Genomic DNA, 14,600 nt, shown 5'->3' with positions numbered 1-14,600 from the left:
CAAGGCGATGGACGTCAGGGACTGGGGAACTTTTCTACTTCCATATGAACAGACTGTGGAGGAATTGAAGGTTAAATTTAAGACAATGCGTTCGGAACTCAAGAAAAGAGAAGAATATACACCGATTGAGTTCGTAACCGGACGTGTAAAACGGCTGTCGAGCATACTTGAAAAGGCTAAGCGGTTGAACGTGAAAATGGAGGATCTGGAAACGGGCATAGAGGATATCGCCGGCATTCGCATTATGTGCCAATTCGTCGAGGATATCCGCAGAGTGGCGGAGTACATCCGCGCCCGCAAGGACCTTGAAGTGTTATATGAGAAGGATTACATCACTAATTACAAGGAGAGCGGATACCGCAGCTTCCATATGATTATCAGATACCCGGTACAGACTGCGCTCGGGCAAAAGATTGTACTGGCCGAAATTCAGATCCGCACGCTGGCGATGAACTTCTGGGCGACCATTGAGCATTCGCTGAATTATAAATACCGGGAGAGCCTGCCGGATGAAATGCGCGTCCGCCTGAAGACTGCAGCGGAAGCGGCGTCGATCCTGGACAGTGAGATGTCCAGTATCCGTGAGGAGATTCTGGAAGCCCAGAAGACCTTCGAGGAGAACTCGAATACGACGACCCAGCTGCTCAAAGCCATCCATCAGCTGTATTTCTATCACCTCGTGAACGAAGCGATTGAGTGCCAAGAGAGGTTCAATGCCATCTGGCAGGTGCAGGATATGGATGCTATGCGTGAGCTGCTGGATCATGTACGGGAGCTGCTCTCGAATGCCAAGAAGGGCAGCCAGCCGGATGGCCTATGAGCCGCTGTACCTGGAGTATCTGATCTATTTCAACCGGGACAGGGATTACTTCGAATGTCATGAGGTACTTGAGGAGCTATGGCTGGAACAGCAGCGCGACCCGCTCTACAAAGCATTGTTGCAGGTAGCGGTCGGACTGTATCATTTCCGTAACGCCAATGTGCGCGGCGGACGGATCATGCTGAGGCAGTCCTATGAAGTACTGCGTGGATATCCGGCGGTAACCCTCGGGATTGATCTGGCGAAGCTGGTTCAGGAAGTGGGAGATTATGCCGCCCGGCTTGAAGCTTATGTAGAGCAGCCGTTTCCCTATTATGATCTGACGATCTGTATTATTGACCCTGTGCTGGAAGAAGCGGCGCGAATGACTGCGCAGTCTCTTAAGCCGCAGGTTCCCCAGCGCCGCGGGCCGCAGCGGCCGGATAGACCCAGGCATATAGCGGATTGAATATAGCAAAGCATAGAGCAGATTGAATATAGCAAGGCAACATTAGGAGCACCCGCAGGGGTGTTCCTTGATTATTTGAGCAGGAGGACGGCATCATGGCGGCACAACTGCCCGGGCTTTTCATGGAGCGCATGAAAGAATTGCTGGGAACTGAGTACGATCAATTTGTGGATACATATAAGCAGTCTCCCTACGGAGGAATCCGCGTAAATACGCTGAAAATTACTGTGGACGAGCTGCGCGGACGATCCCCTTTCGGGCTAGAGCCTATTCCCTGGTGCCCTACCGGTTTCTATACCGGAGAGGGAGCCAGACCCGGCAAACACCCGTATTATCATGCCGGGTTATATTATATCCAGGAGCCCAGTGCCATGGCGCCCGTCGAATTGCTTGGCGTTCAGCCGGGTGACCGGGTACTGGATCTGTGTGCTGCGCCCGGCGGCAAATCCACGCAGATTGCCGCCAAGCTACAAGGCGAAGGTCTGCTGATTACCAACGACCTTCATCCGGAACGGACGAAGGCACTTGCCAAGAATCTGGAGCTGTATGGAGTGCGTAACGGAATTGTACTGAATGAGAGCCCGGAGCGGATTGCAGCCGCATTCCCCGGGTTCTTTGACCGGATACTGATTGACGCGCCTTGCTCCGGTGAAGGCATGTTCCGCAAGGACGAGGATATGGTCAAGCAGTGGGAACCGGAAACTCCGGCCAAATATGCCGGTATGCAGCGGGATATCCTTGCGGCGGCAGCGGCAGCGCTAAAGCCGGGCGGAACGGTCGTGTACTCGACATGTACCTTCGCCTTGGAGGAGAATGAAGAGATGATTGATGACTTCTTATCCGGTCATCCGCAGTTCTCGCTGGTACCGGTGGGCGGCAGCGGTTCTTTTGCTGCCGGATTAGGTCCATTGCCGGGTGCCGCGCGGCTGTGGCCGCATAAGGTCATGGGCGAAGGACACTTCATGGCTGTTCTGCGGCATGACGGAAGTCCTGATATAGCCGGAGAGGCAGGTATAGAGGCAAGAGCAGACCTCATAGAAGCAAGGGCGGACTTCAAAGAGGCGACCGTATCCATATCTCCGCGTAACCGGGATAACAGGTCTGCTTCCCCTGTCAAAGCTTCGGCAGGTAAAGCTGAGAACGGGCGCGGAGGTAAGGGCGGACGGGGGCCTGGCAAAACTGGAGCTGCTGCCGGACGGCAGCTTCAGGGAACCGGGGAAGAAGCATCGCTTGCGGTATATGCTGATTTTATTCAGGAGCTGCTTGGGACGATGCCCGCCGGATATCCGGTATGGTTCGGAGATCACTTGTATCTCTCGCCGTTGCCGCGTAAAGCGCTGGACGGACTGAAGACGATCCGACCGGGCTGGTATGTCGGACATATGAAGAGCGGCCGATTTATTCCCGGGCATCCGCTGGCAACAGCCTTGCATCCTGCGGAGAGCAGCCGAAGTGTGTCGCTGTCCAGTGCAAGCGGTGAAGCTGTCTCCTACCTGAAGGGAGAGACCTTGTCGATTCCGCAGGAACGTCTGTCCATTAAGGCCGGTCATGCCTCCAAAGGTTACACGCTCGTCTGTATTGACGGCTTCAGCGCAGGCTGGGGCAAATGGCAGGACGGTATGCTGAAGAACGAATATCCCGCAGGCTGGAGGTGGACATAGATTATGAGTGGAGCAGGAAATACGAATAAGAAGCAGCGGATCGATAAAATATTGTCCCATATGGGTATTGGCTCACGCAGCGATATCCGCAAGCAGGCGAAGCAGGGGATGATTACGGTGAATGGCGCTGTCGTCAAAGACAGCGGATTTCATGTAGACCCCGGGCAGGACATGATCGAGGTTGGCGGTGAGCCGGTTCTGTACCGTGAATACATCTATCTGATGATGAATAAACCGCCAGGCGTCCTGTCCGCGACTGAGGACAAACGTGACCGTACCGTTCTGGATCTGCTTAAAGCTGAGCATGCGCTGTTCGAGCCGTTCCCGGTGGGACGGCTGGATAAGGATACTGTGGGCCTCTTGCTGCTTACGAACGACGGCAAGCTGGCTCATGAGCTGCTGTCCCCGCGTAAGCATGTGCCCAAAACCTACGAAGCTACTGTCGAAGGTGAGGTCGATGCGGCGGATGTGGCCGCTTTTGCAGCCGGGGTGGAGCTGGAGGATGGGTATGTGACGCTGCCAGCAAGCCTAAGGATTCTGAGCAGAGAAAGAGGCAGCAAGGTGCTGTCGTATATCTCGCTCACGATCACGGAGGGCAAATTCCATCAGGTGAAGCGGATGTTCGTGGCGGTCGGGAAGAAGGTCGTTTTCCTGAAGCGCGTATCGATGGGTGAGCTGAAGCTGGATGAGAGCCTGCCGCTCGGCGCCTGCCGGGAACTGACTGCTGAAGAGCTGGAGCTTCTGCGCCGGGGCGGAGCGGAGGAATAAGCTAGCGGATATAAGTGATGGAGCGGCATCTCCAGCAAATGAAGAGCAGACCTGGCAGAATGCCAGATCCTAAAAAAGGGTGGAAGGCTAATATAACTTCGGCGGACCGCCGGGGCTTGCATGTAATAAAGGTGAAACGACTGTACGCCGGACCGTAGCGGATGTTAGCTAGCTAGTACAACTTCAGAATTGAAAAAGCGAGTGTATTCAACAATGCTGCTTTTGATATGCTTCGTCCAAATGGAAATTCAGTGATAGTTGAATAATGTACAATTAAAAACAGCGAAAAGGGATGCTTACGCCTTATAACTGTATTCTGTACAACTAAATCTGCCCAAATGGGTGACAACCAAGGTACAATGGCCCTTTAATTGTACGAAATAGTGGAGGTGCGTGCTAGCGTTAAGGTCTGTTAGCACGAAAATACATTCTTGTTGGAGAAATACAGGCGTTGCCTTGTAAGGACAGGAACAGTCACGTGGAATGAGTACAGGAGTTTTAAACTTACGTATGGCTCGCTTACAGTACCTCCGAGACTCACGCACTATTCAGCCGATTTTGGGCAGCTGTGCGGGTGAAGGATTTACACAACCTTTGATATAAACGGAATCTTAGTTGATGGGGGTTAGGTAAGCTTTTGAGACAGAGTGAGGTATATTATACAGAGAAATAAGGATGGTGGAGTATGAAATACAAGCTGATAGCACTTGATGTGGATGGAACGCTGCTGGACGATGATCATCACTTAAGTGACGAGAATAAAGCGGCCATTGCCGAGGTTACCCGCCAGGGCGGCCAGATCGTATTGTGTACAGGACGCAGCCCGCAGAATTCGATTCCGTTCATGGAGGAGATGGGCTTGTCAGGGTATGTGCTGGGGCATAACGGAGCGGTGACGGTGCGTGTGAAGGACCGCAAAGTACTGCACCAATATGGAATGGACGCCAGAGGGCTCGATCCGTATATCGCGTATTGCCGCGAACATGATATCCATTTCGACGTTAACACTGCATTTGATATGTATGTCGACAATGTCGAGAACTTGACCAAGGAAGCCAACTTCATGTACGAGCATTTCCGGATTATGCCTGCCTCGCTGCCGGCCTGGGAGGATTTCCGCGAACCGATTGTGAAATTCACCGTGTTCACGCAGTCTGATATTCTGGATGAAGCGCAGCGGGAATGGTCTACCTGGGGAGAACAGTACAACATTCTGCGCAGCGGAGAGTTCTTCGTGGACTTCATGCACCCGGAAGCCTCCAAAGGCAATGCCCTGAAGAACCTGGCCGCAGAGCTGGGCATTCCCCAAGAGCAGGTCCTGTCGATCGGCAATTATTATAATGATATTTCTATGCTGACGTATGCCGGCCTGGGTGTTGCTATGGACAACTCACCGCTTGAGGTCAAAGCAGCAGCAGATGCGGTTACCGGAACGAATAATGACAATGGTGTACGCGATGCGCTGGTGAAATACTGCCTGTCTTCTTGACTTCTGTCTTGGTAAAATTCTGGTTCTCCGGTAAATGCTCCGCTTAGATATTCTTTGAGTTACTCGGCGTAGGCGTTTTGTTGCGCGGTAGAATGATTGGCCCGGCGGTGTGCTAAGTAGAAAAACGTCATCTAATTATGCGGAAATCTGCAGTTACAGGGCAGCAGTTGGAAAAAAGACACTTAATTTCACTCCCTCTGTAGAAAATCGGGAATCTGGGCGAAATTAGTGACGGAAATCCACTTATTATTGGCAAAGCAGCAGAGACAGAATGATTAAGTGTTGAAAATCCAACTATTCCCACAGCCCGGGCTGCTTCACAGCATTCAGGATCAGTGAAGCTTGCAGAAGACGAAGACTTACATAAAGCATGGTTCAGTGCCTTGGGGGCTCTGTGCTGTGCTTTTTTTGTGGAGTTCCGTTCGGATAATAAGAAAAAAGTATATAAAAAGCGCAAATAAAAAACGCAAAAAAGCAGCCTTGCCGCTCCTGAAAGGAACGGCCGGGCCGCTTGTGTCTATACGCTATGCTGCTAAAGCGGAATTAGACAAACAACGAACGGGAAATGATAACGAGCAATATGAAGAGCACCAAAATCGCACCGGTCGATGTGAAGCCTGGAACTGCACCCATGTCTGATTCCTCCCTTGACTCATGTCTGTTCCCATTGCCGCGTTAGTAGTTCAGCGGAGCTCCATGGGATAATGACATCATATGCGTGAGGAGGCTTCCTGAACTGGTCAGCAGCCTAAACCTCATCAACATGGGCTTTCAGAATCCGCAGGCCCTTGGGCAGGTGATTCTTCAGCTGGCCGGAGCTGGCTTTGCCCCAGCCTACAGACAAGCCATCCACGCTGACCAGCGTCCAGCCATGCAGGCTGGCCGGAACGGGCAGACTCTCCCCGCGCAGCCAGGCCTGAATTTCCGGCCCGGCGGATGGCATATCATAGCTCCGCGCCGCCTGATCCGGTCTCAGCGCCATGGCCAGAGCGTGGGCGGGTTCAATCCGGTTTTTCTTCAAGTGGGCAATATGCAGTCCGGCACGCGGAACCTTAAGGCCGTCGAGCAGGCCGGTGTGCAGCCGGTCATTGAATGCTTCGGGCAGCAGATACAGGGAATCACCGAAGAGAAGCGGTACGCCGCTCCCGGCAAACCCGGGCAGTTCTACCGACGACCAGCTCATAAACTGCTGATAGGCATCCCGGAGCGAGGCGTTTACTTTCGGACTGTTCTTGCCGCGGTCTCCGCGTTTGCTGCGGCCTTGGCGCTGTGAGGCTTCGGTATCTTGCTCTACAACTGCCTTGCGAAGCAGGGCTACGAAATGCCCTTCGCCTTTTTCCAAATGAGGCCACAGCCGTTTCGTAACGATCAGCTCCATATCGGGATAGCTCTGTATGAAGTGTTCGATCGTCTCTTCGTTTTCTTTGCGGTTAAAGGTGCAGGTCGAGTAAGCCATACTGCCGCCCGGCTTCAGCATGAGGTAGGCATCCTGCAATATATCCCACTGTCTGGCAACACACATCTCCACATGCTTCGGTGACCATTCGCTTACGGCAGCAGGATCTTTGCGGAACATTCCTTCACCCGAGCAAGGCGCATCAAGCATAATCCGGTCAAAGACTTCAGGGAACCGCTTGGAGAGTTCCCCCGGGGTTGCCGAGGTGACAAGCACGCTCCCTATCCCAAGCCGCTCTACATTTTCTGCGAGTATTTTGGCCCGCTCCGGATGTATTTCATTGGATATCAGCAAGCCTTGTTCCTGCATCAGCGCGGCAATATGGGTGGTTTTGCCGCCGGGAGCGGCAGCAAGATCGAGCACAGTCTCCCCGGGAAGAGGTCCAAGCAGCTCAGCTGCGGACATTGCCGAGGGCTCCTGAATATAATATAGTCCGGCGGTATGATAAGGATGTCTCCCCGGCCGTGCAGGCTCTTCATAATAAAATCCTGCCGGACACCATGGCACCGGAGACAGACTAAATTGGGATATTGCTTGTTCCGCAGCTGTGCGGCCCGGATCTGAAATGCTTTTTAAACCATTGAACCGCAGACCCTGGGTCCGCCGTGCATGATAGCTCTCCAGAAAAGCGTCTGCCGTATCCCCCAGCATCTCTCTAATGTCAGCGGTGTAAGCGGCAGGCAGCCGTTCTTCATTCATACTTCATTCTCCTCTAGTCAAAATCCAAGATAAGTAAAGCTGTCATCTTAGTTGCTGTTTCAGGTAGATACCGATAAAATCAAAGTATGGACCTTAGCGTACCTGTAATTGTACTTCTACATATACACAACTATATCATAATTGCCGGGTCTCACCGTAATCAGGGCAATTGTAAAGGGAGATGTACCTTATGAACTTGCTGCAAGCGCTATTCTTCCCGCCGGAGCAGCCCGGTGGTGTATCTTCTATGATCCCTTATCTGCAGGAACGCTTCCGGTCCAGCCGCTGGGAGATGGATTTGTTCTGGCTGCCCAAACGGATCCGGGGCAAGGGACGCGAAGAAATTGTCTTTGAAACCTTTGACTGGACACAGTACGGCGAAAGTCCGGTTGTGCAAAAATATATCCAAACCTACCGTGATTATATTTGGTGGACGAAGCTGCGGATGAGCAAAAGCTATGATCTGATCCATGCCCATCACCCGATTGCCGGGCTGGCCATGAAAAGAATATATCCGGAAATTCCTTTAATTCAAACGCTGCACTCCAGCTATGAACGCGAGCTGATTCTGAATGGAGCCATCCAGGAGGGCGGCCTGGAGCATCAGTTTCTGGTCTCGATTTACCGCGAGCTGGAGCATGTCAGCGACCGGCTGATGACGGTTTCGCGCGCTTTTGCCGAATATTTAACTCCTTATATAGATCATCCTGCGAGCATCGGCGTCATTCCGAACGGGTTCGACGAGAAGAGATTCAAGCCTGTGCCGCATGACAATGATATTCCGCAGCTGGTCACTGTTACCCGTCTGGTACCGGCCAAAGGAATAGATACACTGTTCAAGGCTTGTGCCGAGCTCAAAAAGCGGGGTCATGAATATGTGCTGCATATTATCGGGGACGGACCGAGCCGGGCGGAGCTAGAGCAGCTGGCGCAGGACCTGGGGATTTATAATGAAACGATCTTTTACGGCTATACGCTGCATCCGGAGGAATTCATGCCGTTCTTTGATATTTTTGTTCTCCCTTCGCGGGCGGAAGCGTTCGGGTCAGTCTTTGCGGAAGCTGCACTCAGCTGCCTTGCACTTGTCGGGACAAATGTCGGCGGGATTCCCGAGCAGATTGAAGATGGCGTCAACGGGCTGCTGGTGAATCCGGATGATGAGCTTGGACTGGCAGATGCCCTTGAGAAAGTGATCAGTGATCCCGGCTACCGTTATGAGCTGTCCCGTTCGGCCTGGGATAAGGCCAAAAGCCTCTATTCCCTGACCCGGGTAGCCAATGAACTGAAGAAGACTTACCTGCAGTTTCAGCCGGGAATGAAGGGGTGAGGGTATGATTCCTTTTCGATTCCTGCATGCTGCGGATCTGCATCTGGACAGCCGGTTTGCAGGGCTGTCCCATCTGCCGCAGGCTATACGCTCCTATCTCCGGGAGTCCACCTTCGCCGCCCTCGGGCGGCTTGTTGGCGTAGCTATAGAGCAAAGGGTAGATTTCGTTGTCATCAGCGGCGATGTCTATGATGTCTCCGATGCCTCTCTCCAGGGTCAGCTCCGGTTCCGGGAAGCGCTGGAGGAACTCGGGCGGCACGGGATTCAGGTGTTCCTGATTCACGGAAATCATGATCCGCTGGACGGGCCGCGTCTGGCAGCGGCACCGCCTGATCACGTTACAGTGTTCGGCGGCAGCGAACCGGAACAGGCTATTGCCCGCCGCAGAGAGGACGGCAGGGAGGTAGCCGTGATCAGCGGGATCTCCTATCCGACTGCCAAAGTGACTGAGAATACGGCGCTGCGGTTTAACCGTCAACCGGGTAGCAGCCTGTTCCACATTGCCCTGCTGCACGGCAATGTGGACGGGGATCTCCAGCATGAGACGTACTCTCCCTGCAGCCGCAAGGATCTGATCGGCAGGGGCTACGACTATTGGGCGCTGGGGCATATTCATAAACGCAGTATTCTGCATGATCGTCCGCCGATTGTCTATCCGGGAAATATTCAGGGACGAAGTATTAAAGAGACCGGCCCTAAAGGCTGCTACACCGTCCACGTGGATGCAGAAGGTGCTGCGTCGCTGACCTTCCATGAACTGGACAGTGTGCGCTGGCAGGTCCGTGAGATCCCGGTGGAGGGTCTGGCGGATGAGGCTGAGTGGACGCGGGCCGTTGAGAATGCGGTTGAAGACCTCCGGGAAGAAACACCGCAGCTGATGTCTGTGGTAAGATTCCGCCTGACCGGGCGGGGAGCTATACATAAGATACTTACAGAGAAGGGGGCGGCAGATGATCTGCTCGCCGAGCTGCAGCGGCGGGAAACGGTCCGTGCGGAACGTAAGGAGTATGCAGGTCTCGTGTGGACCGAAGGCTTCTCTATAGAAACGGGACTGGCTATTGACCGGGGCCGTCTGCTGCTGGAGGACAGCTTTCTCGGAGAAATGCTGCGTCTTGCCGGACGTAGCGGCGGGAACGACGAGGAGCTGGAGGAGCTGATCTCCACTGCGCTAAGGCCGCTAATGGAGAACCAGGAGCTGCGCAAGCTGCTCATGTCCACAGGGAGCGAAGAGAAGCGGGACTGGCTAAGCAGTGCTGCGGAGCTCGGCATTGTGCTGCTCAGCGGAGTAGAGGAGCAAGCCGGTGTGCCGCAGAATCCTGTGGCAGGAGAAGAGGTTCTGTCTGCCCGGGCCAGCGGGCCCTTGGAAAAAGACGGAGCCGGTGGATCAGCGGTGAGCATGGTGATACAGGAGGAAGAGGGCAGTGACGGGGAAGCGGCGGACCTGACTGTATGGCGGGAGCGGGGGGATGCTGAATGAAAATTGAGTCTTTGCGGATTGACGGCTATGGCCGTCTGGCCCGCCGGGAGATGAAGCTGAACGAAGGGGTCACTGTGCTCTTCGGGCGTAATGAAGCCGGCAAAAGCACTACCCTGCAGTTTATCCGCGCGATGCTGTACGGCATCCCCGGCCGGGCGTACCCTGCCGAGCGGTATGAGCCGCTGCAGGGCGGAACACATGGCGGGGTGCTGAATGCGCGTGATGATAGAGGCGCCCTCTGGACGATCCGCCGGTTTGCTTCCGGCGGTGAAGGGCCGGGAAGAGGAGAGAAGCTGCAGGTTACGCTCAGCCATCCGGATGGAACCACAGAGGAGCTGCAGCAGGCTGAGCTGGAGCGCCGCCTGCTGGGCGGCATCTCGCGGAGTATGTTCCGCCAGCTGTTCGCCGTCTCGCTGGACGAGCTGCAGGAGCTTGGCGCGCTGCAGTCCGGTGAGATGAGCAGCTACCTGTTCCATGCCGGGATGGGCGGCGGCGGTGAGATTATGCGGGCGGAGAAACGCCTGCTCCAGGATGCCGAGAAGCTCTATAAGCCACGGGGCAAGGTGCAGGATGCCGCCAAGATTCTGCAGTCTATTGAGAAGCTGGAGCGGGAGGTAGCGGAGAGCCGTTCCTATCTGCCCAGATATAATGAGAATACCCTGGCTCTGGAAGCGGTAGAGCAGAAGCTATTACAGATGAAAGATAGCCGGGAAACCGCGGCTGACCAGCTGCTTAAGCTGCGGAAGGCGCAGGAGATCCGTGAGCTGTGGCTGAAATGGTCTGAAGCCCGGCTTGAGCTGGCAGAGCTTCCGCAGATCGATGCGTTCCCTGAAGCTGGAGTGGACCGCTGGAAGTCACTGGAGGGTGATCTGCGGGGGTTGCAGGGCGCGGCGTTCCGCCTGGAACGGCTGCAGGCAGAGCTTGCGGCTGAGCTTGCCACGAACCCGCCTGATTCCCTGCTGGAGCAGCAGGGGCCGGCTCTCGAAGCGCTGGACCGCAGACGGGGCAGCTATGAGGACAAGCGCACGGAGCGGCAGCGGCTGACGGGTGAGCTTGCCGCGCTGGGCGAACAGCTCCAGCGTATCCTGCGCAGCATTGGCGCGGGCTGGAGCGCCGCTGAGCTGGAGGGCTTCGCAGCCAGCGCGGCGGACCGGGAAGCCGCGCGGCGCTACGCTGCGTCATTTGCCGGATACGACCGGCAAATGGAGACCCGGGGCGCGGAGCTGCTGAGCCTCCGCGCCAGAACGGCCGCCGCCAGTGCTGCGCTGCAGGCGGCCGAACGCCAGCTTGCGCAGGGGTACGCAAGCGGCGCAGCGGACTTCGCGGGCATTGCGAAGCGCAGCCCGCGTGAACTGCTGCAGCTGTGGGACGAGCTGCAGCAGGCCGCCGAGCGCTGGCGCGAAGCGCTGCTCGGCGGCTCTGCAGGCGGCGCGGAGGTCCCGCGCCGCAGAGGCACTGCCGCCGGGGACAGCCGCCCCGGCGGGAACGGGCGCCGGGCTCAGCGCTACCGGCGCCTCCTGCAGGCGGGCGCAGCGCTTACGCTGCTGCTGCCGCCTGCGCTGCTCTTGACCGGCGCGCCGCCGGTCAGCGCATGGTCCGCGCTCGGCCTGCTGGCCGCAGCGGACCTGGGGCTGTGGGCCGCCCTGCGCGCAGCGGCGGCCGTTAATCCGCCGCCTGCGCCGGGCGGCGGGGAGGCAGGCAAGGCCGCAGCGGAGATGCTGCGGCTGCGCGGGCTTTTGCTCTCCGGGGCGGAGCCGGAGAGCGGCATACAAGATGCCGGCGGGCTGGAGGCCGGGATGAAGGAGCTGCGCCGCCTGATGGAGGCGTGGAACGCCTGGCGCCAGCGCGTCGAACGGCAGACCTCTGAAGTCGAGGCCTGCCGCACGGAGCTCGCGGTGCTGGCCGGACAGGAGCGGGTACTGGCAGAGGAGCTGGACCATGCCGAAGCCAGCTTCACGGAGCTGGCCGCTCGTTATGAAGAATGGCTGCGCCAGCGGGGGCTGCCGGAAGGGCTCTCACCGGACGGCCTGCCGGATATCTTCGCCCTGGCGGAGCAAGGCAATGAACTGCTGCGCCAGCAGGGCAAATTATCCCTCCGGCTCAGCGGACTGGAGTCAGAGTGCGCTGCTTATGAGCAGGAAGGGATGATTCTGCTTAGAGATACTGAGGCTGCTGCCGATGCCCGCAGGGATCACTCCTCTGTTACTTTGAGCTCTCACGTACATCCCAACTCACAATCAGGCCCGCAGCCGGAGCCCCAAGCTGAACCTCCTGCCGGAGCCCGGGCTTCAACTCAAGCTTCACCGGACTCTCTTTCACTGCTAACCTGGCTGGAGCTGCGGAAGCGGGAATGGGAGGCGCTGAAGACAGAGCTGCTGCGCAGGGAGAGTATAGAGGCGCGGCTTACCCAAGTTCATGAGGAACTGGCTGCGAACCGGAGAGAGCAGAAGGAGCTGAACGGGCGGAGCAGCAGGCTCCTTCAGGAAGGCGGCGCTGAGAACGGCGAACAATTCCTGCGCCGTTCATCGGCCTGGCTGAGGCATAGTGAGCTGACGCGGTCGGTACGGCAGTGGGAGCTGGCTATGTTTGGCGGATGGGAGCAGGAAGGCAAGGCAGAACTGCTCTTGCTGCTGGAGCATCGGGATGCCCGGGTGCTTGAACAGGAACGTATGGCGGCGGAAGAAGCGGTGTTGAGCCTGGAGGAAGAACGCAGTTCCCTGCTCCAGCAGCGCGGCAAGCTGCTGCAGGAACGGGAGGACCTGAGGGGGCGGTGCATGGAGGACTCGGCGCTTCAGCAGCTGGAAGAACAGCGGGCGGCGCTGCATAATCTGGCCGGGCAATATGCGGTAACGGCGCTGGCGGCCGAGCTTATGGGACGGACGCGGCGGATCTATGAACAGGAGAAGCAGCCGCAGGTGCTGCAGCTTGCCTCTGTATATTTCTCTAAGCTGACGCATGGGGAGTACCGCCGGATCGTAATGACTCTGGGGCACAAGGAGCTGAAAGCGGAGCATAAGGATGCCGGGCTGATGGACAGCGGACTGCTTAGCCGGGGGACGGCGGAACAGCTGTATCTGGCGATCCGGCTGGCCCTTTCGGAGACCATGAGCAGTCAGGTGAACCTGCCGCTGTTCTTCGACGATTTGTTTGTCAATTTCGATGAACACCGCTTACATGCGGCTCTCGGATTACTGGGCGAATTGTCGGTATCCCGGCAGATTGTGATGATGACCTGCCACCGGCATGTGGCCGAAGCGGTGGCGGGGATCATACCTGCTGCTGCGGTTATTTCCGTGTAGTCCGGATCACCGGCTTAACCGCCACAATGGTGATGCCCTTACCTCCGGTTCCAGAGGCAGGCGGACCGCTTGGCCGCGGCGGCTGTGACATGGGAGCACGCATCAGCATGACCGCCCACACCAGGCACAGGGCGCCGAAGATCGGGTAGAATACCCTGAGCAGGGAACTGAAGCCGAATTGGCTGAACACATAACAGACCAGCATAAGCAGCGGGGTTACCAGGGCTGGAGCGACCGGCAGGCGCTGCTGCAGTTGAACGCTAACCCCGTAGATGTCAGCGACGAAGGTACTGAAGATTTCCATGAAGATCAGCAGCAGAAAAATCGTCTGCACGATGGGACCCAGCCGGAAGGCGATGCTGCCCATCGGGATCTCGAACTGCAGAATTCCCGGCATTTGTGAACTCATGGCAAAGTGGGCTGCCAGAAGCATGAACCCGATTCCGGCTCCGCCCAGAATCCCTCCGCGTACAAGCGCCTGCTCGTCCTCGGTATGCCGGGCCAGCGGAACAAGCACGGCCTGGGCCATGCCTAGGTTAAAGGCGGTATACAGGAGCGGAGACATCCAGGCACTGAAGAAGCTATGGTCTGTCGGCAGGAACAGGAATCGGTCTGCACCGGGAACACCCAGCGTATTAAATACAATAATTAGCGACAGAGTAAGCATCAAAGGAACCACCAGGCTATTGATTTGCAGGATTCCGGAAATGCCCCGCTTCAGCAGCAGATAGGACCCGAGAATCGTGAGCAGCAGCCCCGCCTGATAGGGCATTCCGAGATGCTCCTTAAAAATAGCCCCGGCACCCGCCAGCATAATGCTGTTCACGCCAATCAGAATAATCATGGTGAACAGGCTGATGCTGGAGCCGACCTTTTCTCCAAACAGATGGCGGTTGAAATCTTCATAGGAGTCTGCCTCAATCCGCCGGGCGATAATCATCATTTTGGTGCCAAGCCAAATAAATATCGCGGTGGAGAACAGGATGGTCAGCAAGGCCCAGTGGCCGTATCTTGTGAAGAAACGGAGAATCTCCTGGCCGGTGGCGAAGCCGGCACCCACAATGGTGCCAATATAGGTAAAAGCGATCTGCAATGTGCGGACTCGGGACTTCATGGTTCTCCTCCTCTGAATGCTGCGAAGATTTAAATAGCGGTG

Annotated in this window: 11 protein-coding genes; 8 read left to right on the top strand and 3 right to left on the bottom strand. The window is 56.5% G+C overall.

Annotated features, from left to right (window positions below):
• Window positions 1-7: 7 nt before the first annotated feature.
• From MKZ24_RS26000 to MKZ24_RS25980, 5 genes are all read left to right on the top strand, one after another.
• Window positions 8-820 carry a GTP pyrophosphokinase gene (locus MKZ24_RS26000; RefSeq protein WP_039299775.1) on the top strand — a complete coding sequence of 271 codons (813 nt, stop codon included), beginning with the start codon at window positions 8-10 and terminating at the stop codon, window positions 818-820.
• Window positions 786-1,268: a DUF309 domain-containing protein gene (locus MKZ24_RS25995; RefSeq protein ID WP_340788233.1), complete on the top strand. Its 483-nt coding sequence runs from the start codon at window positions 786-788 to the stop codon at window positions 1,266-1,268. Before MKZ24_RS26000 ends, MKZ24_RS25995 begins: the two co-directional genes overlap by 35 nt.
• Before the next feature lie 95 nt (window positions 1,269-1,363).
• Window positions 1,364-2,929, top strand: coding sequence for an RsmB/NOP family class I SAM-dependent RNA methyltransferase (locus MKZ24_RS25990; RefSeq protein ID WP_340788230.1), 1,566 nt, complete (start codon window positions 1,364-1,366; stop codon window positions 2,927-2,929).
• A gap of 3 nt (window positions 2,930-2,932) precedes the next feature.
• Complete coding sequence (locus MKZ24_RS25985) at window positions 2,933-3,697, top strand: pseudouridine synthase (RefSeq protein WP_340788227.1); 765 nt, start codon at window positions 2,933-2,935, stop codon at window positions 3,695-3,697.
• 685 nt (window positions 3,698-4,382) lie between these two features.
• Window positions 4,383-5,186, top strand: coding sequence for a Cof-type HAD-IIB family hydrolase (locus MKZ24_RS25980; RefSeq protein ID WP_340788224.1), 804 nt, complete (start codon window positions 4,383-4,385; stop codon window positions 5,184-5,186).
• Window positions 5,187-5,729: 543 nt separating this feature from the next.
• Here the strand turns inward: MKZ24_RS25980 and MKZ24_RS25975 are convergent.
• Together MKZ24_RS25975 and MKZ24_RS25970 are read right to left on the bottom strand one after the other, a co-directional pair.
• Window positions 5,730-5,819 (bottom strand): sporulation protein YjcZ, encoded by a 90-nt coding sequence (locus MKZ24_RS25975; RefSeq protein WP_197073075.1) that lies wholly within the window; start codon window positions 5,817-5,819, stop codon window positions 5,730-5,732.
• A 115-nt stretch (window positions 5,820-5,934) separates the two neighbouring features.
• A complete protein-coding gene (locus MKZ24_RS25970; RefSeq protein ID WP_340788218.1) occupies window positions 5,935-7,341 on the bottom strand; it encodes an RsmB/NOP family class I SAM-dependent RNA methyltransferase in 1,407 nt (468 codons plus the stop codon).
• A gap of 190 nt (window positions 7,342-7,531) precedes the next feature.
• Between MKZ24_RS25970 and MKZ24_RS25965 the strand changes: the two genes are divergently transcribed.
• The 3 genes from MKZ24_RS25965 to MKZ24_RS25955 are packed head-to-tail and all read left to right on the top strand — an operon-like array spanning window position 7,532 to window position 13,444.
• Window positions 7,532-8,668 carry a glycosyltransferase family 4 protein gene (locus tag MKZ24_RS25965; RefSeq protein WP_039299792.1) on the top strand — a complete coding sequence of 379 codons (1,137 nt, stop codon included), beginning with the start codon at window positions 7,532-7,534 and terminating at the stop codon, window positions 8,666-8,668.
• Between the two features lie 4 nt (window positions 8,669-8,672).
• Window positions 8,673-10,145, top strand: coding sequence for a metallophosphoesterase family protein (locus MKZ24_RS25960; RefSeq protein ID WP_340788215.1), 1,473 nt, complete (start codon window positions 8,673-8,675; stop codon window positions 10,143-10,145).
• The gene (locus MKZ24_RS25955) at window positions 10,142-13,444 is read left to right on the top strand and encodes an AAA family ATPase (RefSeq protein ID WP_340788212.1); all 3,303 of its coding nucleotides are present in this window, start codon (window positions 10,142-10,144) and stop codon (window positions 13,442-13,444) included. The genes MKZ24_RS25960 and MKZ24_RS25955 overlap by 4 nt, the downstream gene beginning before the upstream one ends.
• Here the strand turns inward: MKZ24_RS25955 and MKZ24_RS25950 are convergent.
• On the bottom strand, window positions 13,431-14,558 hold the full coding sequence (locus MKZ24_RS25950; protein WP_042235068.1) for a YkvI family membrane protein: 1,128 nt from the start codon (window positions 14,556-14,558) through the stop codon (window positions 13,431-13,433). The genes MKZ24_RS25955 and MKZ24_RS25950 overlap by 14 nt on opposite strands.
• Window positions 14,559-14,600: the final 42 nt, after the last annotated feature.

It is taken from the genome of Paenibacillus sp. FSL R7-0297, from assembly GCF_038009025.1.
In the GTDB taxonomy this organism is placed as follows: domain Bacteria; phylum Bacillota; class Bacilli; order Paenibacillales; family Paenibacillaceae; genus Paenibacillus_AQ.
The sequence above is the reverse complement of the archived record's forward strand: the minus strand, read 5'-3'. Positions and strand labels throughout refer to the sequence as shown.